Source organism: Bacillus sp. 3255, from assembly GCF_031456485.1.
GTDB lineage: Bacteria > Bacillota > Bacilli > Paenibacillales > NBRC-103111 > Paenibacillus_E.
Window position 1 is genome coordinate 44,416 of sequence record NZ_JAVDUS010000005.1, and the last position, 25,538, is coordinate 69,953.

The 25,538-nt window shown below is 56.5% G+C and carries 18 protein-coding genes; 16 read left to right on the forward strand and 2 right to left on the reverse strand.

Translation table 11 applies throughout. The features are described 5' to 3' along the window. The first annotated feature begins 46 nt into the window (after window positions 1–46). From J2X61_RS08945 to J2X61_RS08965, 5 genes are all read left to right on the forward strand, one after another. Window positions 47–724 carry an ABC transporter ATP-binding protein gene (locus J2X61_RS08945; RefSeq protein WP_274469416.1) on the forward strand — a complete coding sequence of 226 codons (678 nt, stop codon included), beginning with the start codon at window positions 47–49 and terminating at the stop codon, window positions 722–724. After that, the gene (locus J2X61_RS08950) at window positions 721–1,935 is read left to right on the forward strand and encodes an ABC transporter permease (RefSeq protein ID WP_310187450.1); all 1,215 of its coding nucleotides are present in this window, start codon (window positions 721–723) and stop codon (window positions 1,933–1,935) included. The genes J2X61_RS08945 and J2X61_RS08950 overlap by 4 nt, the downstream gene beginning before the upstream one ends. Before the next feature lie 17 nt (window positions 1,936–1,952). Next, a complete protein-coding gene (locus J2X61_RS08955; protein WP_310187452.1) occupies window positions 1,953–2,750 on the forward strand; it encodes a hypothetical protein in 798 nt (265 codons plus the stop codon). A 79-nt stretch (window positions 2,751–2,829) separates the two neighbouring features. Then, window positions 2,830–2,979: a YfhD family protein gene (locus J2X61_RS08960; RefSeq protein WP_274469413.1), complete on the forward strand. Its 150-nt coding sequence runs from the start codon at window positions 2,830–2,832 to the stop codon at window positions 2,977–2,979. Window positions 2,980–2,981: 2 nt separating this feature from the next. Next, window positions 2,982–3,257: a hypothetical protein gene (locus tag J2X61_RS08965; protein ID WP_310187454.1), complete on the forward strand. Its 276-nt coding sequence runs from the start codon at window positions 2,982–2,984 to the stop codon at window positions 3,255–3,257. 64 nt (window positions 3,258–3,321) lie between these two features. Here the strand turns inward: J2X61_RS08965 and J2X61_RS08970 are convergent, their stop codons facing one another. Beyond that, window positions 3,322–4,128, reverse strand: a complete 807-nt coding sequence (locus J2X61_RS08970; protein ID WP_274469411.1) for a glycerophosphodiester phosphodiesterase — start codon at window positions 4,126–4,128, stop codon at window positions 3,322–3,324. 238 nt (window positions 4,129–4,366) lie between these two features. Here J2X61_RS08970 and prmA point away from each other — a divergent pair, with 238 nt between their 5' ends. From prmA to deoC, 5 genes are all read left to right on the forward strand, one after another. After that, entirely contained in the window at window positions 4,367–5,341 is a 975-nt protein-coding gene (gene prmA / locus J2X61_RS08975) for a 50S ribosomal protein L11 methyltransferase (protein ID WP_310187456.1), read from the forward strand. Window positions 5,342–5,351: 10 nt separating this feature from the next. Further along, window positions 5,352–6,023, forward strand: coding sequence for a site-2 protease family protein (locus tag J2X61_RS08980; RefSeq protein ID WP_274469409.1), 672 nt, complete (start codon window positions 5,352–5,354; stop codon window positions 6,021–6,023). A 105-nt stretch (window positions 6,024–6,128) separates the two neighbouring features. Then, window positions 6,129–6,896, forward strand: coding sequence for a 16S rRNA (uracil(1498)-N(3))-methyltransferase (locus tag J2X61_RS08985; protein WP_274469408.1), 768 nt, complete (start codon window positions 6,129–6,131; stop codon window positions 6,894–6,896). A gap of 5 nt (window positions 6,897–6,901) precedes the next feature. Further along, complete coding sequence (gene mtaB / locus J2X61_RS08990; RefSeq protein WP_274469406.1) at window positions 6,902–8,242, forward strand: tRNA (N(6)-L-threonylcarbamoyladenosine(37)-C(2))-methylthiotransferase MtaB; 1,341 nt, start codon at window positions 6,902–6,904, stop codon at window positions 8,240–8,242. Between the two features lie 106 nt (window positions 8,243–8,348). Continuing rightward, complete coding sequence (gene deoC / locus J2X61_RS08995; protein WP_274469405.1) at window positions 8,349–9,029, forward strand: deoxyribose-phosphate aldolase; 681 nt, start codon at window positions 8,349–8,351, stop codon at window positions 9,027–9,029. On the opposite strand, the gene J2X61_RS09000 is transcribed toward deoC, so the two are convergent. Continuing rightward, the gene (locus J2X61_RS09000; RefSeq protein WP_310187459.1) at window positions 8,992–10,002 is read right to left on the reverse strand and encodes a Na/Pi cotransporter family protein; all 1,011 of its coding nucleotides are present in this window, start codon (window positions 10,000–10,002) and stop codon (window positions 8,992–8,994) included. The two genes, deoC and J2X61_RS09000, sit on opposite strands and share 38 nt — an antisense overlap. A gap of 123 nt (window positions 10,003–10,125) precedes the next feature. On the opposite strand from J2X61_RS09000, the gene J2X61_RS09005 reads away from it, so the two are divergent. From J2X61_RS09005 to J2X61_RS09030, 6 genes are all read left to right on the forward strand, one after another. After that, complete coding sequence (locus J2X61_RS09005) at window positions 10,126–11,487, forward strand: class I SAM-dependent rRNA methyltransferase (protein ID WP_310187460.1); 1,362 nt, start codon at window positions 10,126–10,128, stop codon at window positions 11,485–11,487. 469 nt (window positions 11,488–11,956) lie between these two features. Further along, complete coding sequence (locus J2X61_RS09010) at window positions 11,957–13,075, forward strand: citrate synthase/methylcitrate synthase (RefSeq protein WP_274469402.1); 1,119 nt, start codon at window positions 11,957–11,959, stop codon at window positions 13,073–13,075. A gap of 154 nt (window positions 13,076–13,229) precedes the next feature. Further along, window positions 13,230–16,757 carry a helicase-exonuclease AddAB subunit AddB gene (gene addB, locus J2X61_RS09015; RefSeq protein WP_310187463.1) on the forward strand — a complete coding sequence of 1,176 codons (3,528 nt, stop codon included), beginning with the start codon at window positions 13,230–13,232 and terminating at the stop codon, window positions 16,755–16,757. 67 nt (window positions 16,758–16,824) lie between these two features. Continuing rightward, on the forward strand, window positions 16,825–20,790 hold the full coding sequence (gene addA / locus J2X61_RS09020) for a helicase-exonuclease AddAB subunit AddA (protein ID WP_310187465.1): 3,966 nt from the start codon (window positions 16,825–16,827) through the stop codon (window positions 20,788–20,790). Between the two features lie 15 nt (window positions 20,791–20,805). After that, window positions 20,806–21,984, forward strand: a complete 1,179-nt coding sequence (locus tag J2X61_RS09025) for an exonuclease SbcCD subunit D (protein WP_310187467.1) — start codon at window positions 20,806–20,808, stop codon at window positions 21,982–21,984. A gap of 33 nt (window positions 21,985–22,017) precedes the next feature. Next, window positions 22,018–25,485, forward strand: a complete 3,468-nt coding sequence (locus J2X61_RS09030; RefSeq protein WP_310187469.1) for an SMC family ATPase — start codon at window positions 22,018–22,020, stop codon at window positions 25,483–25,485. Window positions 25,486–25,538: the final 53 nt, after the last annotated feature.

Sequence of the window (25,538 nt, forward strand, 5' to 3'; positions counted from 1 at the left end):
CTTGTCCTCTTTATCTATCTGGGTGTACCGGATTCGGAGGATAGCGATGATTGAATTGAAACATATTTCGAAATCATTCAGGATGCACAACGGACAATTGCCCATCCTTAAAGTTGCCGATTGGGCGATCGCGCAAGGGGAGAGAGTGGCACTGCTCGGACCGAGCGGAAGCGGGAAAAGTACGCTGCTGCACTTGCTGAGCGGCGTCATGGTACCGGATGAAGGTGAAATCTGGGTGAACGGAATGCCGCTGCACACGTACTCCCAAAGCGGCAGGGACAGATACCGCGCTGAACACGTAGGCTATATTTTCCAAGACTTTCATCTGATTTCCTCACTGACAGCCAGGCAGAACGTGGAGCTGGTCCTTCCTGCCGCTTGGAGCAAGAAACAATCCAAAGAGATTCTCGACGAATGGTTTGAAAGGGTCGGCTTGAAGGATCGCCAGCATCATATGCCTTATGAGCTGTCTCGGGGCCAGCAGCAGCGGACGGCAATCATTCGCGCGCTCGTCACGAAGCCGCAGCTGGTACTGGCAGATGAACCGACAGGCAGCCTGGACTGGGAAACAGCCGGCGATGTCATGGCGCTGCTGCTCGATATATGCAAGACGGAGCAGTTGACGCTGGTGACGGTTACCCACGATTTGCACCTGGCGGAAATGTATCCGAAGCAGGTTCAAATCGGCGATATTAACGAAGTAACAAGGAGAAGCGCCGTATGACAATGATCATCTTAGTATGGAGAAACATCCTTCATCGGAAAACCTTGTCGCTGCTCACTGTGTTCTCCGTCGGTATAACGGCTGCTTTGGTCGTCTTTCTGCTCTTATGCAGCGCTGGCTTGGAGCGGGGCGCCGAGAAGGGGTACGGTCCGTTTGAGGTGACGATCGGCGCCAAAGGCAGCCCTTCCCAACTTGCGCTTAACACGTACTACCATGTCGGGGCGCCGACGGGAAATGTGCCGTTCGCTCTGCTGGATGAGATTCGCCAGGAGGAATCCGTTGACAGCGCCTACGCGATGACAACAGGAGACAATTACAATGGCTACCCGATTGTCGGCATCGACGCGGGATATTTCGCCACCCGCTACGGCGCGGATACCAAGCTGGCGCAAGGCCGTATGTACTGGAAGTTAGGCGATGCCATCGTAGGCTCCCATATTGCTGATTCACTGGGGCTGCACGTTGGCGATAAGTTTCAAGGTGCACACGGCCTCGTGAAGGAGGCGGCGGAGGCCGAGGAGCATGAGGACGGCCAGGATGAAGATGAGCATCACAGCTTCTCTTATACCGTTGTAGGTATTTTGCCTCCGCTAATGACTTCGGACGACCGGGCTGTTTTCACGACGATGGATTATGCTTGGGCGGTTCATGAGAGCGAGTCTGCGGAGCAGAAAGAAATTACGTCCATCCTGGTCAAGCCCAAATCGCTGCTTGGGGCGCAAGCCATCAAAACGAAATATGGGCAGCTCAGCAACATACAGGCCATCTATACGAGCAAATCCGTTGCCGAAGTTGTGAATGTCGTCGATCAAGGCGCCCAGGCGCTAAGCGTCGTAACGGGCATCTGTATTATACTTGCCGCTAGCGCTATCCTGCTGTCGCTGGTTGCCGCCGTGAACGAGCGGAAGAAAGATGTCGCGCTGCTGCGGTTAATCGGCAAATCACGGACATTCATATGGTCTTCCCTGATCGGGGAGGGGCTTCTTCTCACTATCATCGGTCTTGCTTCAGGGATGGCGGTTGGACACATCGGCGGTCATCTGAGCCGCGAGGCGGTGTTTGAATGGACGGGATTGCAGCTGCAGGCTTGGCAGTTTCTGCCGGGCGAGTGGCTCCTTGTGCTGGGTACGCTGTGCATCGGCCTTGTGGCTTCCGCCGGCCCTGCGCTGCAGGCTTACCGCGTTGATCCGCTGCAATTATTCAAGTCATGAAGGTTGAGGTGTTCGTCATGAAGATCAATCGATATTCGCTTATTGCATATGCGTTAATAGGCATCTTGCTCGTAACCGGCTGTGGGCAAAAGAATGCGGCAACGGCCGGTCAATCGTTCGGCAGCGCTTCAGACACCGCGTCAGTTATAGGCGCTCCGGCAGTCCCCACGGCAGCCCCTGCGGCAACCCCCACGGCAACTCCTGCCGCAACCTCCGCTGCAAGAGCTGCGGCGCCATCGGCTGCGCCGGCTGTATCGCCGGAGCTGGCTCCGGTGACGGCGAGCCCGCCGGCAGCCCCTGTGCGCGAGTCGGCGTCAGCGGCTCCTCCGGCTTCCGGGCAGCCTAAGGCTGCGCCGAGCACCGCTCCCGCTGTGACCAGCGCAGCGACGCCTGCCGTTAAGGTGAAACCGGCTGCCAGTCCGGAGAGCGCGAAGCCGGCTTCTACGAAAGGCAACGAGATCAACTGGGACCAGTTTTTCGACGATGACAAGCAGGACCGGCCATCCGAACGCTTCTGGGATATGAGCGGTAAGACCGTGCAAATCAAAGGATTCATGGGCGAGGTGCTGTCCTTCGACAAACATTGGTTCCTGCTCATTCCGAAGCCCGGGGCGGAGTGCCCTTTCGATAACGGTGACGAAACCTACTGGAATAAAATTATGATCGTCTTCGTGCCGGATGATGTGAAGCTGCGCTACACGTCAGGCCCGCTGCTCATAACGGGCAAGCTTGATGTGGGCGTGAAGCTCGACGAGTCGGGATACAAGACGATGTTCAGACTGTATGATGCTTCTTTCGAGAAAATAAAGGAATAGCCATATTTGCATAAAACCCCCTCACTTAGGCAAACTATGAACTGCATTTTACAACGATAATGTGCAGGAGGTTTATGGTATGAGTGCCAAACGAAGCCAAGAGAATCAGGGCAAACTGCCCATTGCAAAGAATGAGGACGTCGAATTTTCAGCTGAGGTTGCCGACCGGGATGATTTCGAGGCTGCCGAGCGCGCCAACGCGGCGGATCACCGGCAGGAAGAGTGCTAATTATGGCGGAAAAAGCGATTCTGGCTTATTTTCATGCGCATGAGCAAGCCGAAGGCGCGGCGGCCAAGCTGAGAGCCCTTCGCGCAGCCGAGGTGCAGGTTGACCGCTTTGACAACGATGTCGGACGCGGTTTTGAGTCGGCGATGGCGGACAGCATGCTAAGCGTAGACGGGGATATGAACGCAGTAGGTTTGGATATCATCTTGACGGCAGTCATTGACGACTCCATCTATGATCAAGCTTGCCGAGTCATTGAGAGCGCCGGCGGATCCATATAAACAAGGAAAAAGCATCTTTGTGCCCGCGGGGTCCCGCGAGGACAAAGGTGCTTTTCTTGTATGATTATATCGATTCGTTCATGAGACGAACAAGCTGTTCCGGAGCATCCGTAATAATGCTGGTGACCCCCAGCTGCAGCATGCGCTTCATGTCCGAAGTATCGTTGACGGTCCATGCGAACACTTCTTTATTATGAACCAGAGCTTTCCGCATAAATGGTTCGTTCACGATCGGATAGGCGGCAGAGATGACGTCATAATCCGGATTCTCCCAAAAAGCCGCTGTATCCGGGTTCTGACTTGTAATCAGCCCTGTCTTGATGCGCGGGTTCAGCTTCTTGACCGTGTGGAGCAGCGCGGCGTCAAAGGAAGTTACCGTGCACTGCTTCTCAAAGTCATGAGCCTTAATGATGTCGACCGTTTTCTCCGCAAGCCGTACACCATGCCCGTTGTTTTTCAATTCAATGTTCAGTTTAATCCGATCCTTGGCAAGCGATATGACCTCGTCCAGCGTGGGCACACGGTCATTTTTGAATTTGGGGCTGAACCAGCGTCCGGCGCTCTTGATTCTCAGCTCACTATAGGTGGCCTCCCACATGTTCTTATCGATTCCTGTCGTGCGGCGAACATTATCGTCATGCATCACCATCACGACGCCATCCGCTGTTTCTTGAACATCAAGCTCAGCGTAACCCGCTTTGTCCGCGATCGCTTGCCGAAAAGCGCTCAGCGTATTCTCCGGTGCTTTCACAGAACTGCCCCGGTGAGCGGTGACCTGACTGTAATTGCCGGCCAGCAGTGTGGTCGTTGCCAGCGGCGAGGTAAACTCAAGCCCTAGAATAACAAGTAAAATAAGCAGTGTTCTGACCATCGGGAAGGCTCCGTTCTAAGGTATGATGAGGGCGGGATCGGACTGCGTTCAACCGCTGCCACTTCTTCAAATGTACCATGAAATTATTAGAAAGTTGTTAGGAAAATAAAAGAAAATAAAACGTTTACAATTGGGCGATTTTACCCAAGAAGCGAAGTGTAGTACAATGTTCTTTATGAAGAAGCCCGGTCGGGCTTTTTTGGGTAATTTGCGATTATTGACAGGGGGAGCCACACCGATGCTTTGGCAAGAATTAACCGTACATACGACAGAAGAAGCCATAGAAATGATAACGAATTTCGTTCATGAACTTGGCGCCGGAGGCGTTTCCATTGAAGAGTCGGGAACATTGAACAAAGAACGCGATACATCGTTCGGCCAGCTGTACGAGACACCGTTTAACGATATTCCGGAAGGAAGAGCCGTGATCAAAGGCTATTTCTATCACGGGACGGACATGGAGCCGATTATGGCGAATCTCAAGGCCTCCGTTGCCCAGCTTAGCGACTATGATATTGATACGGGCAATCCGACTTTTGAGCTTAGAGAAGTGGATGACGAGGATTGGGCGCATGCCTGGAAGCAGTATTTCAAACCGATCCGCATTACGGACCGGCTCACGATCAAACCGACTTGGGAAGACTACGAGGCTTCGCCGGAAGAGCTGATTCTGGAGCTGGACCCGGGCATGGCGTTCGGAACGGGAACTCATGCGACGACATCTCTATGCTTGAAAACGCTGGAGAAAGTGATGAAGCCTGGGGACGATGTGATCGACGTGGGGACCGGATCGGGGATTTTATCGGTTGCGGCCGCTAAGCTTGGAGCCAAGCATGTCCTGGCGGTAGATTTGGATCCTGTCGCTGTCACCAGTGCGGAGGATAATACGAGACAGAACGGGCTTGAAGACCGAATTACCGTTAAACTGAGCGATTTGCTCGGCGTTCTGAAAGAGAGCGAAGGGGAAGGCGCGGCTGAGCTGGGCGTTACGATTCCCGTTCAACTGGTCGTAGCCAACATTTTGGCGGAAGTCATCGTTACTTTTGTCCAGGATGTGTATGAAGTGCTGCAGGAAGGCGGCTACTATATTACGTCCGGTATTATTACCGCTAAGGAAGAGCTTGTCGAAAAAGCGCTGGTTGCAGCCCATTTCACAATTGTAGAGAAAAACTATGATTCGAATTGGGTTGTGATCGTAGCTAGAAAGCTGTAGGTGTTCATCCATGGGAGGATTACTGTTCTATGACTGGAGTACGCTGCCTTTTGTCATTCTGGTCCTCGTGCTTTCATTCACGATTCATGAGTTTGCTCATGCGTACAGCGCTTATAAATTAGGAGACGATACCGCTTATCGGTTCGGCCGGGTTTCCTTGAATCCGATGGTTCATTTGGACCTGTTCGGGACGATTATGCTGCTGATTGCCGGTTTCGGTTGGGCGAAGCCGGTTCCCGTCAACCGCGGGAATTTCAAAAATCCGCGGCTGATGGGGATTATCGTAACGGCCGCGGGGCCGATCAGTAATTTGATTCTGGCCTTTATCAGTTTATTTGTAGCAATGCTTTTTGAGAAATACGGTTGGACGAATGGGATGACTAAGGGGAGCGCTGATGCCATCCATCTCTTTTTACAACTGATGATCGTAATTAATATCCGGTTGTTTCTATTCAACTTAATCCCAATTCCTCCATTAGACGGATACCGGATTATACAGGATGTTGTGAATTTAAAATACAGTGAAGCTTTGCTTAAGTTTGAGCAATGGGCTTCTGTCATTTTTTTACTCGTGGTGTTCGTACCGCCGTTAAGAAGAGTTACCTTAGATCCATATCTGGGTCTTGGCAATGACATCCTCAACTTATTTCTTCGTCCTATCGCTTGGATGCTCGGCATGTAACTGCCAAGTTCAACCCCTTGTAGATTTTCTAGTGCAAAAAAGGTATGATGGTGAGTGGAAGTTTCAACTAATATCGAAATGAACGAAGATAGAGAGGCTTTGACTATGCAGCGTTATTTTCTCCCGCCGGAGCAGTTTCACGCCAGCAATCCCACCGTCACGATTGAGGGGGACGATGCGCATCATTTGGTGCGGGTGATGCGGGCGGATATCGGCGACCAAGTCATCTGCAGCAATGGCAATGACCGCGAGGTGCTCGTCCGTATCATCGAGCTGAACAAAGGGCTTGTCACTGCGGAGATCGTAGAGGAGCTGCCGATGAACGCGGAGTCCTCGGTTCAGGTGTGGATTGCCCAGAGCTTGCCGAAGGGCGACAAGATGGAAACGATTATTCAGAAAGGGACCGAGATCGGGGCAGCCCGGTTTCTTCCTTTTTTATCCGAGCGCACAATCGTTCAGTACGATGCCAAGAAAGAGGCGAAGCGGACGGAACGCTGGCAGAAAATTGCCAAAGAAGCCGCCGAGCAAGCGCACCGCAACCGTGTGCCGCAAGTCGAAGCTGTGCACGCCTGGAAAGATTTGCTGAAGCGTGCCGCGGAAGCGGACGTCGCCTGGATCTGCTACGAGAAGGAAGACGGACAGCAGCTGAAGCCTGCTATACAGGAAGCGCGTGCCGCAGGCAAATTGGGGCCAGGAAGCAAAGTCGTGATCGCAGTTGGCCCGGAAGGCGGGTTTACGGAGCAGGAGATCAAGCAGGCGGAAGAGGCCGGCTTCCGTTCCGTATCGCTGGGGGCGCGCATTTTACGCACGGAGACTGCCGCAATGGTAGGTCTTACGTGTCTTTTCTATGAAACCGGAGAGATGGGAGGATAAGCATTATGGCAACGGTAGCGTTTCATACATTAGGCTGTAAAGTGAATTTCTATGATACGGAAGCCATTTGGCAGCTTTTCAAAAATGAGGGTTATGAGCAGGTCGACTTCGAACAAACGGCTGACGTCTACGTCATCAATACATGTACGGTAACGAATACGGGGGACAAGAAGAGCCGTCAAATGATCCGCCGCGCCATTCGCCGCAATCCCGAGGCGATTGTTGCCGTGACAGGCTGCTACGCGCAAACGTCGCCGGCGGAAATCATGGCGATTCCGGGCGTCGACATGGTCATCGGGACGCAGGACCGGGACAAAATCATTCCGATCGTGAAGCAGTTCGAGCAGGAGCGCAAGCCGATCAACGCCGTGCGCAATATCATGAAAACACGTCAGTTCGAAGAGCTCGACGTGCCTGATTTTGCCGACCGGACGAGAGCATTCCTGAAAATCCAGGAAGGCTGCAACAACTTCTGCACATTCTGCATCATTCCATGGTCGCGCGGGCTGATGCGCAGCCGGGAACCGCAAAGCGTGATTGCGCAAGCGGAGCAGCTGGTGGCTGCAGGCTACCAGGAAATTGTATTGACGGGTATTCATACAGGCGGATATGGTGAAGATATTGAGGATTACAGCTTGGCGAAGCTGCTGTGGGACTTGGACAAAGTCGAAGGCCTTAAGCGCATTCGGATTTCTTCCATTGAAGCCAGCCAAATTACGGATGAAGTGATTGAAGTGCTGCAAGCGTCGGACAAGATGTGCCGCCATCTGCATATTCCGCTGCAGGCGGGGGATGACCGCGTGCTGGCACGGATGCGGAGAAAGTATACGACTGCCGAATTTGCCGGCAAAATCGAGCGTCTGCATGAAATTATGCCGGATGTAGCGATTACGACGGACGTTATTGTCGGCTTCCCCGGCGAAACGGAAGAGATGTTCAGGAACGGCGTGGCCTTCATGGAGCGCATGAAGTTTTCGGAAATGCACGTGTTCCCTTACTCCAAACGGACGGGTACGCCTGCCGCGCGGATGGAAGACCAAGTGGACGAGGAGATCAAGAATGCCCGCGTTCACGAGCTCATCGATCTCTCTGAGAAGATGCAGCTTGCGTATGCGCAGCAATTCGTAGGTCAAGTGCTGGAAGTCATTCCGGAACGGGCTTACAAGGGAGCTCCTGACAGCGGCTTGTACATGGGCTATTCGGATAACTATGTGCAGCTAGTTTTCGAAGGCTCCGAAGATATGATCGGTCAAGTATGCCGGGTGAAGGTGACGGAAGCCGGTGTGAATGAAAGCAAAGGGCAGCTGGTTCGCGTAATGGAAACAGCGGCCGTTGTGAATCTGTAAGGCGATAACCTTGCCTCTAGCGCGGTCATACTCCGTGGTTAGAGGCTTTCTCATTGTTTTCCTGCAAGGAAAGCTTGTTTAACAATACGACGACGAGGTGTACCCAATGACATTGACTGCCAAAGAAATTGCCAAATATATCGACCATACGCTGCTGAAGCCGGACGCCAGCACAGCAGCCATCCACAAATTATGCGAGGAAGCGGCGCAGCATCAATTTTTCAGCGTATGTGTGAATTCCCAATTCGTCAGCACCGCCAGCCAAGCGCTGGAAGGGACAGGCGTTAAAGTTGCGGCGGTCGTAGGCTTTCCGCTGGGCGCAAGCTTAAGCGAAGTGAAAGCGTTCGAAGCGGCGAAGGCGGTAGAGAACGGCGCGGCCGAGATTGACACGGTGCTGCCGATCGGACTCCTAATGGAAGGCCAGTATGATGCCGTACGTTCCGATATTAAGCAAGTCGTAGATGCGGTCAAAGGAAAAGCGATCGTCAAGGTGATCATGGAAACCGGATTTTTGAATGACGAGCAAAAAGCGATGGCGTGCAAACTTTCCGAAGAAGCGGGCGCTCATTTCGTGAAAACGTCCACGGGCTTCGGTCCGGGCGGAGCAACCGTAGAAGATGTCCGCTTGATGCGCCAAAACGTACCGGACACGATCGGCGTGAAAGCTTCCGGCGGCGTTAGAGATTATCAAACGGCGGTTGCCATGATTGAAGCGGGAGCGACACGTCTTGGCACTAGCTCCGGCGTCGCTATTGTGAACGGAACTCAAGGCGCTTCCACATATTAAGATAGCAAAGCGGCAAGGCGAGCAGTGAACAGGCCACATTGAAAATCGTCTGCGAACGGGCGATTTGCGATGAAGCATCGGGCGCCAGCAGTGCGGACAGGCTGACCAGTTGATGAATGAACGGGTAGAACAGCACCGCTCCTCCGATATTCAGGAGGATATGCGACCAGGCGACATAGCGCCCGGCCCGCGAGGAGCTCATCCCGGCGATCAGCGCGGTTACGCAAGTGCCCACGTTGGCGCCGATCGTGATCGCGATGCCCAGCTCGACGGGGATGCCTTGCACCGCCGCTAGGCCCATCGCCATTGCGATGACCGCGGCACTGCTGTGCACGAGCGCGGTGACGGCGGCCCCGGCGATGATTCCCCACAGCAGGCTATGCTGCGCTTCCTGAACGAACCAGGCGAAGAGCCCGCGGGACTGCAGCGCAGGCCCGATGGTTTGCATGATCTCGATGCCGAGCAGCACGAGCGAGAAGCCCGCGGCCGCCAGCGAACCGTACCGGACGCTGCGCACCCAGCCTAGGCCGACTCCAGCAGGGGCGGCAACGGTTATGTCTTGCCGCTGCGTCGCAGCCGACGGCAAGGGGCCGGCCAGCCAGCTCAGCATCCAGATGCTGGCGCTAACGATCAGGATCGGCACGCCGATCCCTCCGAGGCTGAGTCCGATCAGCTCGGTGGTGAGACAGGTGCCGATGTTCGTGCCGAGAATGACGCCGAGCGTTCTCGGGAAGGTCAGCACGCCGGCGCCGACGAGGCCGATGGCGATGACGGTAATGGCGGTGGAGCTTTGCAGCGCCGCCGTCAGCACCGTGCCGGTGATCAGGCCGCGCACCGGCGTGCGGGTGAACCGCTCCAGCCACAGCTGGAGGCGAGGGCCGGCCCACTGTTGAAGCGAAGTTTCCATCAGTTTCATGCCGAACAAGAAGAGGACTAAGCCTGCGACAACAGGCACAATAATGGTATTCATCATAGCGGCAGTTCTCCTTTGCAACACCATACTTAATCATTATCCATCAATATATGTGACCGTACAGACAAGCATGACAAGCAGCGCACGCAGGGAACGGTACAGACAAAGGACGGCTAAAGCGATATGGCAGCAGTATTTTTACATAAGAAACGCAAAGCTCGCATTGAGCAGGGGCACCCGTGGGTGTACAAAAGTGAAATTGAACGCGTGGACGGCGAAATTGCACCGGGACAATTAGTTCCTGTCCAAACGCATCTTGGCCAGTATTTGGCGACCGGCTATTATAATGAGGCTTCGCAAATCACCGTGCGCATCGTCTCGTACAAGCCGATTGAAGCGATGACGACGGCATTTTTCGTCGAAGGGTTTACCCGCTGCTTGCAGCACCGCAGACGCTTCGTGGAAGAGGCGGCATCCTACCGCCTTGTCTACGGCGAAGCGGACTTTATGCCGGGATTGATTGTCGATAAGTTCGAGGACATCCTCGTGGTCCAAATCCTGACTTTAGGGATGGACCGCTGCCGCGAGCAAATCGTCGAAGCCTTGGTCCAGGTCATGAAGCCGGCCGGCATTTATGAGCGCAGCGATGTGCCGATTCGTGAGCTTGAGGGTCTGCAGCAAACGAAAGGCTTGCTCTACGGGGAGTGTCCGAAGCACGTCGACATTCTGGAGAACGGTCTGCGCATTCGCGTGGATATCGAGGAAGGGCAGAAAACCGGTTACTTCTTCGATCAGCGCGAAAACCGTGCAGCGATAGCTCCGCTAATGACAGGCTGGGGCGAGCGCAGCGGCATTGAGCTCAAAGAGGTGGAGCACGAAGGCCGCCTCCAGACGATGCCTGTCAACGCCAACGGCAAAGTCGTCACATTCCCGCTATGGGATGGCGCTTCGGTGCTGGAATGCTTCTCACACACGGGCAGCTTCACGCTCAACGCCTGTAAATTCGGGGCTAAGAAAGTGACCTGCCTGGACATCTCCGAGCATGCGATTGAAAGCGCTCGGACGAATGTCGCTTTGAACGGTTTTGAAGACCGCGTGGAGTTCGTTGTTGCGGATGCATTCGACTATTTGCGGACACAGGTTCGCGGATTGGATGAGCGCAAAGCACGTGCGGGCGGTCAAGGTAAGGTCGATACGTCCAAGCCGGTTAGTGCCGGCGGCAGAACGTGGGACGTCGTCATTCTTGACCCGCCGGCTTTCGCCAAAACGCGCAGCGCGGTGGAAGGCGCTTGCCGCGGTTACAAGGACATTAACCTGCACGGGATGAAGCTCGTGAATGAGGGCGGATATCTGGTGACAGCCAGCTGTTCGTACCATATGCGTCCGGAGTTGTTCCTGGAGACGATTCATGCGGCGGCCGTAGATGCGGGGAAAATTTTGCGTCTGGTCGAATTCCGCGGAGCGGGAATGGATCATCCGCGCATTCTCGGCGTGGACGAGGGGCATTATTTGAAATTCGCCATTTTTGAGGTGCGGAGCAAATGAGTTTGGATGAAGCGGGGCCTTGGGGCCTCGCTTTTTTTGGTGTTAGCTGCTTAGGGCACTCTCCCCGTAGCTCAGGTGGCCGCGTGTTGATTTACGGCTAACGAATGATGTGCGGAGCTGAGAGAGGCTTGTACAACTGCGGCGCAGCGCTAACGGACATAGCGGCCGTTATTCGTGCATATTAGGCATTTTTGTCAAGCTAACGGATTGTACGATCACTATTTGCTGAATTCAGGTGCAGCACGCAGTGATTTTGGTCAAAGAGGGGCTGCTGAGTCCGTTACCGCAATCGCCGTGTGGATGTATCCTACATGTAATCGCATTCTTCATAAACGAATGTAATCACATAATTTTTAATGATATATTTTATTTATCATAACGAAAAAAAACGCCGATTGGATGAATTCGCCGGCAACGAATATGATGAGAATAGGGAAATACTCACATCATTTCGAGAGGAAAATGAGCTATGGCATCTGTAACCGGACTGGAAGGCGTCGTTGCAGCACAAACAGAATTGTCCCTGGTTGATGGACAAAAAGGATATTTGGTGTATCGCGGACATGAAGCGAAAGAGCTGGCGCTGCACGCAAGCTTTGAGGAGGCCGCTTACTTATTGTGGCAGGGAGAGCTTCCGGCAGCGGACCAGCTCGCAGCGTTCAAAGCGCAATGGGCGGATCGGCGCAGCATGCCGGCTGAGCTGAAGGCTGTCCTCGACTTGCTTCCGAAGAACAGCGATACGATGAGCGTTCTGAGAACAGCTGTCTCCGTTCTAGGAACGGCTGCGGCAGCACAAACGGCGGTGTGGCCGCCGCAATCGGACAGCATGCTAGCGTATACGGCTATGCTGCCTACGATCATCGCTTATCATTACCGCCGATCGCAGGGGCTGCAGCCGGTAGAGCCGGATCCTCAGCTCGATCATGTCGCCAATTATTTGTACATGCTGACGGGGACCGTGCCGGAGCCTGTACATGTGAAAGCATTGACGGCGTATTTCATCCTGGCGATGGAGCACGGCATGAATGCTTCGACGTTCGCCGGCCGTGTCGTGCTGTCCACGCAATCCGACCCGGCGTCCGCGATTTGCGCCTCAATCGGGGCGATGAAAGGACCGCTGCACGGCGGGGCTCCGTCGGAGGTGCTTCATATGCTGGATGAAATTGGGGCGAAAGAAAGAGCCGGAGATTGGATTCGCCAAGAGCTGGCGGCAGGCAGGCGGCTGATGGGCTTCGGCCATCGGATCTACAAAACAACCGATCCGCGAGCGGAAGCACTCAGAGTCATGATGACGGAACTAGCTTCAGAGGATCCTTGGTTCGATTTGGCGGTTCACGTCGAGAAAGTGGCTGTCGAGCTTTTGGAAGAATACAAGCCCGGCCGCAAATTGTATGTGAATGTGGAGTTTTATGCCGCGGCGGTTATGCGGGCTATCGCGCTGCCGACGAGCCTGTTTACGCCCAGCTTTACATTAAGCCGGATGGTCGGCTGGACGGCTCATCTGATGGAACAGGCAGGCTGCAACCGGATTTTCCGTCCGCAATCCCAATATATCGGAGAGCTGCCGCAATCGCTGCAGAGATCTTAACCGCTATTCAAGCCGTTTCCCGCTAAGGGGAAGCGGCTTGATTCATTTTCAGCCCATCATCTGCCACACCTCTTTCCTACCAAAAGTATGATAGAATAGGAGAGATTGATATTTTTCGAACTCTATCTTTTCGAACGGCTGAAGGAGGGCCCGTATGTCCATTCGATTCGTGATCGGCAGAGCCGGAAGCGGCAAGAGCGACCGTTGTCTCACAGAAATGAAGCAGCGTCTGGCAGATCAGCCGGAAGGCGATCCGCTGATTTTGTTGGTGCCTGAACAGGCGACTTTCCAGGCTGAACATGCGATTGTATCCGATCCTGGCATCCGCGGAATGATTCGCGCCCAGGTGCTGAGCTTTCACCGGTTAGCCTGGCGTGTGATGCAAGAAGAAGGCGGTACGGCTAGGCTGCCTATTGATGATACAGGCAAGAAACTGCTCTTGACGAGCATTTTACATAAACAGAAAGATCAACTCCGTTTATTCGGTCATTCGGCCGAGCAGATGGGCTTTGTAGACCGTTTGAACCAGCTCTACACCGAGATGAAGCGGTACTGCGTATCGGCGGCACAGCTCGAGGAACATGAGCGGAAGCGGGCCGCCGTGCTTGGCGAAAGCGGGCTTCTCCGCGATAAAATGCATGACATCGGGCTGATCTACAGCCATTTCGAGGCTGAGCTGTCCCGTCAATATTTGGACGGTGAGGACTATTTGACACTGCTTGCGCAGCAAATTCCGGATTCCTGCTATTTGCGCTCGGCGTCCCTCTGGATCGATGGCTTTCATGGTTTTACGCCGCAGGAGTTCGCCGTGCTCGGTGCGCTGTTCGCCGCTTGCAAGGAGGTTACGGTAACGCTGTGCCTGGATCGCGAGCTGCAGGCCGGGGATACGCCGGACGAATTGGATTTATTCCACCCGACCGCAACGACGATGGTGCGTCTGCAAGAGTTGATCTGGCAGCTCGGGCTGCCTGCCGCAGAAGTGCTGGTGTTAGCCCCGGAGAGCTCGCCGCGATTCGAGGACAGTCCTGCCTTGGGGTACTTGGAGCGGAATTTCGACCGGAGACTCGGCGGGGGATCGCTGCGGTACAAGCCCGGCGAATACGAGAGGGTCGGCGATCAGCTTGTTATCGCAGAAGCCGTTCATCGCCGTGCGGAAGTCGAGGGAGCGGTGCGGGACATGCTGCGTCTCGTACGGGAGCAAGGTGTGCGTTGGCGGGAGATCGCGGTGATGGTCCGCAATATGGAAGGCTATCAGGATTTGCTGAAAGCGGTGCTGACCGATCTGGAGATTCCGCACTTCTTCGACCAGAAGCGGACGGTGCTGCATCATCCGCTTGTTGAGTTCATCCGCTCCGCTTTGGAGATCGTGCAGCACAACTGGCACTATGATGCGGTTTTCCGCTGTGTCAAAACGGATCTACTGCTGCCGATCGATGCTGGGGACAGGCGGACGGAGATGGACAAGCTGGAAAATTATGTGCTTGCGTTCGGCATTCAAGGCTACAGATGGACGGACGGCAAGCCATGGAGCTACCGGTTCCGGGCCAGCCTGGAGCAGGAGGGCGAGCCGCTTCAGGAGCAGACGGAGGAGCTGGCCGCTTTGAACAGAAGCAAAGAATGGGTCGTTCGTCCGCTGCTTGCCTTTGCCAGACGCATTCAGCAGGCGAAGACGGTGAAGGCTCAGGTCGAAGCCCTGTATGAGCTGCTCATGACCGTGCAGGCTCCGGAGAAGTTGGAAATGTGGAGCCAGCAGGCGATAGCGCTCGGCAAGCCGGAGAAAGCGCGCGAGCACGGACAGATGTGGAACAGCATGATGGATATGCTGGATCAATTGGTTGAGACGATGGGGGACGATGATCTGTCGTTGGAGCTTTTTAACGGACTGGTGGAGACGGGCATGGAAAGCATGAAGCTGGGTCTCGTGCCGCCGTCGATGGACCAGCTTCTGATCGGTAGCATGGACAGGACGCGCTCCAGCGGAATTCGGTATGCATACATATTAGGGGTGAACGATGGCGTTATCCCGGCGCAAATGCCGGAGAAAGGCGTTCTGACCGAGGCCGAGCGCAGCGTGCTGATGGAGTCGGGTCTGCCCATGGCGGACGGAAGCCGCAGGAAGCTGCTGGACGAGCAATTTATTATCTATACGTCGCTAACTGTTCCGGGCAAAAGGCTGTGGATCTCCTATCCGCTCGCGGATGAAGAAGGGAAGTCGCTGCTGCCGTCGGAGCTGATTAAGCAGCTGCGGCATTTGTTTCCCGGGACCGAAACACCGTTACTTCTGGCAGAGCCGGCCGGCGAATCGCCGGAGACCGAGCAAGCGGCATATGTGGCGCATCCGAATCAAGCGATCTCCTATCTCGCCGTGCGCATGAAGCATTGGATGCTCGGCGGGCGCATGACGGACCTGTGGTGGGAGACGTACAACTGGTTTGCGGACCGGCCGGATTGGAGCATGAAGCTGCAGTCCGTTGTTCAAGCCTTGCATTACACGAATCAAGAGGTCAGAATCTCTTCAAAAACGAGCAAACTGCTATATGGCCAGCATTTGCGCGCGAGTGTATCGCGAATGGAGAAATATGTGGCGTGCCCGTTTTCTCATTTCGTTTCACACGGCTTGCGCTTGCAGGAAAGACGCGTATACAGGTTGGATGCGCCGGATATCGGGCAATTGTTCCATGCGGCTTTGAACCAATTCGTTCGCAAGCTGCAGCAGGACCAGCTCGATTGGGGGGCGCTGACCGCCGAGCAGTGCATGGAGCGTTCCGCTCAAGTTGTGGATGAGCTGGCGCCAAGGCTGCAAGGAGAAATCCTGCTCAGCTCCAGCCGCTACGCGTACATCGCAAGGAAGCTGAAGCAGGTTGTGGGCAGAGCGGCGGTCGTACTAGGGGAGCATGCGAAGCACGGGCAGTTCGAACCGCTCGGGCTGGAGATCGACTTTGGTCCCGGCAAAGAGCTGCCTTCGCTGACTTTCGAGCTGGAGAACGGTTGTACGATGGAAATTATCGGGCGGATTGACCGGGTGGACCGGGCGGACGGCGAACAAGGTGTGCTGCTGCGTGTCATCGACTACAAATCGAGCTCTACCTCCTTGCAGCTGTCTGAAGTGTACTACGGTCTGTCACTGCAAATGCTCACTTATCTGGACGTTATCATCACGCATGCAGAGCGTTGGTTGGGCATTGCGGCGAAGCCGGCGGGCGTGCTTTATTTTCATGTGCATAACCCGATGCTGCAGCAAAAAAATGCGCTCGATCCGGCAGCGGTCGAGAAGGAGCTGCGCAAACGGTTCAAAATGAAAGGCCTGATCACCGCCGATGCAAGCGTCGCCGGACTTATGGACGACGAGCTCGCGAAGAGCGCCGGACACTCCCAGCTGATTCCGGTCGCGCTCAAGAAGGATGGCAGCTTCTATTCCAGCTCCTCCGTCGCCACCGAGCAGCAATGGGATACATTGCGGAAATATGTGCGCAAACAGGTGAAGGGGATCGGCACGAGCATTACCGACGGACATGTCGACATTGCTCCGTACCGCCTCGGCAAGAAGACAGCCTGTCTGCACTGTTCGTATAAATCGATTTGCCAGTTTGATCCCTTGTTCGAGGGCAATGAAATTCAAGTGTTGAAACAGCGGGGGAGAGATCAGCTGTGGACCGATTTGGAGCAAAACGTGAGCCAATGAGGGTCCGTGTACACGAACGAGAACAGGGACGAAACTCGAACATTAATGCGGAAAGGAGCCTAACGACGTGAATAAACAACAACCGCCTAAGCCTGCCGGCTCTACATGGACGGACGACCAGTGGGATGCCATTACGTTAAAAGGCGAGAATATGCTCGTTGCCGCAGCAGCCGGCTCAGGTAAAACAGCCGTTCTGGTCGAACGGATCATTAAGCGTATCTCCGACGAGTGGGAGCCGCTCGATGTGGACCGGCTGCTCGTGGCGACCTTCACCAAAGCGGCAGCCTCGGAGATGAAGCACCGCATTCGCGAAGCGCTCGAGAAGGAGCTGATGAAGCAGCCGCACTCGCAGCACTTGCGCAAGCAGATCGCGTTGATGGGGCGGGCTTCCATTACGACGCTGCATTCCTTCTGCTTGGAGGTCGTGCAGCGTTACTTCAGCCTCATCCGGCTGGATCCGGGCTTTCGGATCGCCAATGAGACGGAAGCGGAGCTTATGCGCCAGGATCTTCTCGGCGAGATGCTGGAGGAATATTACGCCGGCAGCGGGGAGGACAGCGCCTTCTGGCGGCTGGTCGATTCGTTCAGCGGCGAACGCAACGACGATGCGATCATGGGGCTGATTCAGAAGCTGTACGATGTATCGCGCAGTCACCCGTGGCCGGAGCACTGGCTCCGGGCGACGGCTTCGATGTTCGGCTCCCCGGCACCTGGGGAGCCGGAGGTACAGGACGAGGCGGCTTCCGTCATGCAGGAGGCGCTGCCTTATGTTGCGGCAGCGTCGGCGCAGGCGGATTATGGCATCTGGGAGAAGAGCCTGACCCGCGATCTGACCCTGGAGCTGGAAGGGGCGGCCGACTTGCTGCGGCAGGCGATGCAGATCGCCGATGCGCCAGGCGGCCCGGCTCCGTATTTAGACAATTTGCGGGACGACTTGGAGCTGGTTGCCAATTTGCTGGAAACGACGTCGTACCCGTGGCATGTTCTGTATCAAGGGTTCCAAACCGTCGAATTCGGCAAGCTCAAAGCGTGCAAAGGCGACGATTACGATAAAGCGCTGCAGGAGGAAGTCAAGGAGCTGCGCAATAAGGCCAAAGATCAAATCAACAAGATGCGGGACGAGTTGTTCGGCCGCACGCCGGAGCAATTCTATCGGGAGATCGCCGATATGGCGCCGGTTCTGCATACTTTGGTCGATTTGGTCGTTGATTTCGGGCACCGTTACCAAGCGGGCAAGCGCGCCAAGGGATTGATTGATTTTGCCGATTTGGAGCATTACTGCCTGCAAATTCTTAGTGCTCCGGGATCGATCCCCGGTGAACTGGCGCCGTCCGAAGCGGCGCAAGCCTACCGGAAGCAATTCGCCGAAGTGCTTCTCGACGAATATCAGGACACGAACCGCGTCCAGGAAGCAATCGTCGAGCTGATTTCGAATCCGCAGCCGGGGAACCGGTTTATGGTCGGCGACGTGAAGCAGAGCATTTACCGGTTCCGGTTGGCGGAGCCGGGGCTATTCTTGGAGAAGTACAAAGCTTACGCGTCCAAGCATGAGAATCGGCCGCAAGGTGCTGCATCCGGAGGGAGAATCGATCTGGCGCGCAATTTCCGCAGCCGGGTCGAAGTTGTAGATGCGGTTAATTATATTTTTAAACAAATGATGAATGAAACGGTAGGCGAGATCGTCTACGATGAGCGCGCCGAGCTCGTATACGGAGCGGGTTACCCGCCGTCTGCCGGTGATTGCGCCGTGGAGATGATGGTCGTCGACAAGGCGACGGACGCGCCGGAGCCGGCAGAGGCCTATGCATCCGATTCGGATGAGCAAGAAGAGGCCGGCGACAACGCCTCAGAGGGGACTCCCGATCCCGTCTCGGAAGCGCAGGAGCTGGAGACGGCGCAGCTGGAGGCGCGCACGATTGCCCGCCAAATTCGCGAGCTGCTGGGGGCTGACGGCCGGAAGCCGTTCCAGGTTTTCGATAAACGAACGGGAGGTGACCGTCCCGCCACATACCGGGATATCGTCATTCTGCTCAGGGCTACGCAAATGTGGTCGCCGATCATCATCGAAGAATTGAAGAAGCAGGGAATACCTGCCTATGCCGAGCTGAGTACGGGGTATTTCTCCGCTACGGAAGTGGAAGTCATGCTTTCATTATTGAAAGTGATCGATAATCCGTACCAAGATGTTCCGCTGGCGGCAGTGCTGCGTTCACCGATCGTCCAATTGACGGCGGAGGATTTGGCCCAAATACGCGTTGCGGACAAGTCGGCGCCGTTCTACGAAGCTGTTCTGGCGGCTGTACACAATCGAGATGAACGCAACGCAGAGCAGGAGCCTTATTTGGCTAAACTCGGTTATTTCTTAAATCTGCTGGAAACGTGGCGCTCGGAGGCAAGGCAAGGCTCGCTCGCCGACTTGATCTGGCATATCTACAGACAGACGGGGTATTACGATTTCGCCGGGGGCTTGCCGGGCGGCCTGCAAAGACAGGCGAACTTGAGAGCGCTCTATGACCGGGCAAGACAATACGAGAGCACATCGCTTCGCGGGTTATTCCGGTTCCTGCGTTTTATCGAAAGAATGAAAGAAAGCGGCGGCGATTTGGGTACGGCGCGAGCGCTTGGGGAACAAGAGGACGTTGTCCGGATCATGTCGATTCACAAAAGCAAAGGGCTGGAGTTTCCGGTCGTGTTCGTTGCCGGCATGGCCAAAATGTTCAACCAGCGCGATCTGAACGATGCCTTCCTGCTGCATAAGGAGCTCGGGTTCGGCCCCCGGTATGTGGATACCACGCTGCGTGTCAGCTACCCCACCCTGCCTTCCTTGGCGATCAAGCGAAGAATGAAGCTGGAGCTGCTGGCGGAAGAAATGCGGGTCTTGTATGTAGCGCTGACGAGAGCCAGAGAGAAGCTTTATTTGCTAGGGACGGTCAAATCGCTTGATAAGCTGCTGAGAGGCTGGGGCCGGCATCTGTCCAGAGCCGAATGGGTGCTGCCGGATTTCGAGCTGGCGAAGGCCAAAAGCTATCTTGATTGGGTCGGACCGTCCCTGCTCCGGCATCCCGATGCAGTACTGTGGCGCGAGCGTTTGGGGCTGGGTGAGGGGTCCGCGGGATTGCGGCTGCTGGCAGACGCCTCGCGGTGGAAGCTGACGGTCATCAAACCCGATAGCTTACAAGGGGATGAGGAGACGGAAGAGCAGAGCGCCGTACCTGACGGCGAGCGGTTGGCTAACATTCGACAGCTGCAATCCGTTCCTGCATCGGGGGAATGGAAGGCGTGGCTGCACGACAGGCTGTCTTGGACGTATGCCTATCAAGAAGCGCCTAAGCTTTTTGCCAAAACGACCGTTTCGGAAATGAAAAGGCTGTCTGAGTTGAACCGGATCGCCGACGACATGGAAATGCCTGCGGGAACTTCCGAGCTGTCATCCTTATCATCGTCACCGGCCAGCGCCCGGAGATCAACCGTCTGGCGCAGGCCCAAGTTCATGGAAGAGAGAAAGCTGACGGCGGCTGAGAAGGGGACGGTCGTTCATGCCGTCATGCAAAACCTCTCACTGCAGGAAATGCCGACGGAAGCTAGCGTCAGGTCGACGCTTGCGGACATGCTGGACAAGCAAACTTTGACGCCTGAACAGAGCGAAGTGGTGGACATTGCCGTGGTGCTCCGCTTCTTCGAGACAGAGATCGGCAAGCGATTGATTGCAGCCAAGCATGTGCAGCGGGAGGTGCCTTTCAGTTACGGACTTCCGGCCGGCGAGGTATATCGCGGAGACGGGACGGAGCTCGCTACGTCAGGCGAGACGGTGCTGATCCAAGGGGTGATCGATTGTTTGTTCGAGGATGAGCTCGGTCTTGTCCTGGTTGATTACAAAACGGACGCAGTGAAAGGCAGCGGGGACGAACAGCTGAAGCAGCGCTATGAGCAGCAGCTCGGGTTGTACACGCGGGCAGTGGAACAAATATGGAAGCGGCCGGTTACCGGGAAATATCTATATTTCTTTGACGGTGCGAAATTGCTGGAAATGTAAAGTGGAGGATGAACTATGCGAATTTTACACACGGGTGATTGGCATTTTGGCCGCACGCTGGAAGGGCGCAGCCGGCTTCAGGAGCAGACCGCCTTCGTGGATGAGCTTGTGCGCATCGTGGAAGACGAAGCGATTGATCTGGTCATGATCGCCGGCGACATCTATGATAGCGTTAATCCTCCCGCAGCGGCCGAACAGCTGTTCTATGAAAGTTTGGCAAGGCTTGCCGACGGCGGGAAACGGCAGGTTGCCGTCATTTCGGGCAACCATGACCATCCCGACCGGCTGGCCGCTGCGGAGCCGCTTGCGGCGAGGCATGGCATAACGCTCATCGGGCTGCCGGGATCGGATATTCAGTCGATCGGCGTTGCCCGTACGGGTGAGCTGGCCCGGCTGATCGCGCTTCCGTATCCGTCGGAGTCGCGGCTGAAGGAGCTGCTCTCGGATGTGGCCGAAGAGGAAGCGCTGCGCAGCAAATATTCCGAACGCGTCGGAGCGCTCATCCGCCGGCAGGCGGCTGCGTTCGAGCCGGGGACGGTCAATTTGATCATGAGCCATCTCTACGTGCTCGGAGGCTTGGAAACCGAATCGGAACGCCCGATTCAAGTAGGCGGCGCGTATACGGTCGACACGTCGGCCTTGACAGCCGGCGCGCAGTATGTCGCGCTAGGCCACCTGCACCGGCCGCAGCAGGTGAAAGCTGTCTCGCCGATCCGCTATTGCGGGTCACCGATCGCATACAGCTTCTCGGAAGCCGGTCAAGCCAAGTCGGTAACGATTCTGGATCTTGCGCCGGGTGGCGTCGCGGAGCCCAAGGAGATTTTCCTCCGCTCCGGACGTCCGCTCGTCAGTTGGAAAGCCAAAGAAGGAATTGCCCAGGTTCACCGGTGGTTGGATGAGAAGCGCGACGCTTCCGCATGGATCGATCTCGAAATCACGATGACGGAAGCGATGTCGATGGAACAGATTCAATTCCTTCGCAAAGCGTATGACGGCTTCATACATATACGTCCCATCTATCCGGAGATGGAGGCTGCCCGGGCGTACGAGCCGAAGGCGGACTTATCGATGGAGGAGCATTTTACACGCTTCTATGCGCGCCAAACCGGCGGTGCGCAGCCCGAGCCGGAATTGATCCGGTTGTTTCTGGAGCTGCTGCAGGAGAAGGATTTGGCGGATGCGGCAGGGGAGTAAGAGATCGCGTTATGATGAAAGGAGGACTTGAGCATGCGTCCTATTCAATTGCAAATGTCCGGGCTTCAGAGCTACCGGGAGCTGCAGACCATCGATTTCGCCGGGCTCATCGATGCCGGGGTGTTCGGTATATTCGGGCCGACGGGAAGCGGAAAATCATCGATTCTTGATGCGATCACGCTGTCGCTGTACGGCAAAGTGGAGCGAGCGAGCGGTGGTACGCAAGCGATCATGAACCATGCGGAGCAGACGCTGTTCGTTGCTTTCACATTCGAGCTTACGAATGCGGCGGGTACGGAGCGTTACCGTGTCGAGCGGCAGTTCAAGCGGGGATCGGAGATGTCCATCAACGGAACGATTGCCAGATTGCTGCACCTTGGGGAGAGCGAAACGATCGTCCTGGCGGATAAGGCCGGCGAGGTCAACCAGAAGGTGCTGCACATATTAGGGCTGTCGATGCAGGATTTCACGCGAGCCGTCGTGCTGCCGCAAGGCAAGTTTGCGGAATTTCTGACACTGACGGGCAAAGACCGCAGGCAGATGCTGCAAAGACTATTCCACCTTGAGCAATATGGAGACCATCTGAGCGCCAAGGTAAGCGCCAAAGTGAAAGAAACGGACAGCGCGGTCAAGCAGCTCGCCGCAGAGCAAACGGGCTTGGGGGATGCCTCCGAGCAGGCGCTGCAGGAAGCGAATGACAGGCTCCGGGAAGCGGAGCAGGAGACGGTCAGGAGCCGCCGTCATCTGGAAGTGCAGGAGAAGCTCCATGAGGAGCATAAACAAATTTTCCAATGGCAGCAGGAGAAGACGGTGCTGGAGAATGAAGCGCGGCGTCTTGACGAGCAGGAACCGCTCATTCGCCAGAAAGAGCTGCTGCTCGGACAAGCGGATAAAGCCGAACGGGTAAGGCCTTATCTCGAACAGCAGGATTCGGCTTCAAAGGACGTGCTTGGCGCGCAGGCGCAGCTGTCGTCGGCGGCGTCGAGCGGTCAGACGGCCGATGCGCGCTTCAGTCAAGCGGCCGAGTCGTTCGAGCGTGCACAGCAAGAGCTGGCGGCGCAGGAAGGGCCGCTGCTGCTGAGACTGGATCAGCTGCAGCAGGCGCTTCTGATTCAGCAGGAGCTGGAACAGGTGCAGCAGCACATCCAGACTTCGCAGCGCCAAGAGCAAGAGGTGAAAGCGGCGCTTGCGGGCAAGCAAGCGGAAATCGCGAGAACCAACGAGACGAAGCAGAAGGCGCTGCTGAAGCAAGCGGATCTGAAGGAACAGCTGAAACAAGCGGAAACGAATACGGCCGCCAGGCAGCTGATGCAAGCGGCGCACCAAGAGAAACAAGCTATCCGGCAGCTGCAAGATCAGCTGTCTCAAGCGCTGCAAGTGAAGGAAGCCAGAGCGAGAGCGCTGTCCGAGCTGGATCGGAGCTTGCTTCAGCACGAGGCCAAAGGACAAGCGCTGCAGCATCAAGCGGGCGAGTGGCTCCGGCAATCGGAGGCGACCCGCGGGCAGGGGGTGAAGCGCTATGAGGCCATTCAGTCTCTCATTCCGAGAGTGGAAGCTCAACTGGAGCAGCTGAAGATCAGCTGGAAAATGCAGGAGCGTCATGCGTTGGCGGCTATTCTGGCTGACGAGCTGGCGGATGGCGAGCATTGCCCTGTATGTGGCTCGACGGAGCATCCTGGCAAGGGGAAAGTTAGCAGCGGACCGCATACCGGTGATGAGCTGGAGAAGCAGATTCAACAAGCCGAACGGCTGCTGCAGCTTATCAAAGAGCGCTTGTACACCCAAGAGCAGCGGATGAACAGGATGCATGCCGTCCATCGGCAAGCGGTGGATCTGGCCGAGCAGGTTAGCCGCTTCGCACATGCTGCGAAGGTTGAGCAAGCCGCGAACTTATCCGAACTTGAAGCTGCTGCAGCGATTGATGAAATGACGCTCCCGAGCGGCAGCGTACGGCAAGAAGGTATGCAGACTCTGCACAATATATGGGAATACATGGAAAAAGCATTGCTTTCATGGGGCACCGCCGCAGACGCTCTGGAACAATCGATCCAAGTGCTGCTGAAGGAGCATACCGCTTACGAGCAGCAATACGTCCAGACGACAGCCCAGCAGAGAGCGGCTGCCAGCTTGCTGGCGGAAGCCGATGCCCAAGTCTCCGCCGTTCAAGGGGCCGTTACGGAGCGGACAACCGGCTGGCAGCAGCGGTATCCTGAATTTACGTGGGCATCGATCGACGAGCAGCTTCAGGAGCTGCTGGCGAAGGAACGCTTGGCCGAGGAGCTGCGGGGGCGCATTGAGCGCAGTATCCCGTTCCTCGAGCAGGTGGCGGCGCAGCTGGAAGAGCTGCAGCGCGCAGCCGCTGAGCACGACCGTACGGCTCTGCAGCTGCACGAACGGCTGCAGGGGCTGGCGCAGCTCGCTGCCGACAAGTCGCGGCAGCTGGCGCAGCGCGCGCCCGGCGCGGCCGTGCCGCAGCTCATCGCGGAGGCGTCCTCCGCGCTGGAGAAGCTGCGCCTCGCCGCGCAGCAAACCAAGCTCGCGCACGCTGAAGCGCAGCGCGAGCAGTCCCTGGCGGCGCAGCGCCTCAGCGCCGCCGCCGAAGCCGCTGCCGCCGCGGAGCGGCAGCTGGCGCAAGCGGAGCGCGCGCTGCACAGCGCGCTCGGGGAGAGCGGCTTCGCGTCGCGCGAAGCCGCAGCGGCTGCGGCGCTGGCGCCCGAGCAGCGCCGCGAGTGGACGCAGCTCGCGGCGGAGCATCGCGAGCGGGAGCAGGCGCTGCGCGCCCAGCTGGCGCAGCTGGCAGCGAAGCTGCAGGGCCGCGTGCTGAGCGCGGACGCGTGGGCGCAGACGCAGGCGGAGCTGGCCGCCGCGAAGGGGGCCGCCGAGGCGGCCCTGGAAGCGCGGGCCAGAGCGGCCCAGGGCGCCGGCGAGCTCGCCTCGCGGCATGCGCGCTGGTGCGAGCTGGAGGCGCAGCGCGCGGAGCAAGCGAAGCAGCTGGAGCGGTTGGGCAAGCTGCAAGCCGTGCTTAAGGCGAATGCCTTCGTCGAGTATTTGGCCGAAGAGCAGCTCATGCAGGTCAGCCGCGCCGCTTCGGAGCGGCTGGGCGAATTGACGCGCCGCCGCTACGCGATCGAGGTTGACTCCGGCGGCGGATTCGTCATCCGCGACGATGCCAACGGCGGCGTGAAGCGGCCGGTCAGCACGCTGTCAGGCGGCGAAACGTTCTTGACCTCGCTCGCCCTGGCGCTTGCGCTATCGGCACAAATCCAGCTTAAGGGGGAATACCCGCTGGAATTTTTCTTCCTCGACGAGGGCTTCGGCACGTTGGACCAAGAGCTGCTCGACATGGTCATCGGCGCGCTGGAGAAGCTGCATATGGACAGCTTGGCCGTTGGGGTTATCTCGCACGTACCGGAGCTTAGGGCGCGGCTCGCCCGCAAATTAATCGTTCAGCCTGCTGAACCGTCGGGCCGGGGTAGCCGTATTGTGATGGAGGAACAATAGTAGGATTGTGCGGGGGATTGGTAGTGAGAGGATCTGGACGAGTGTCATTCGCC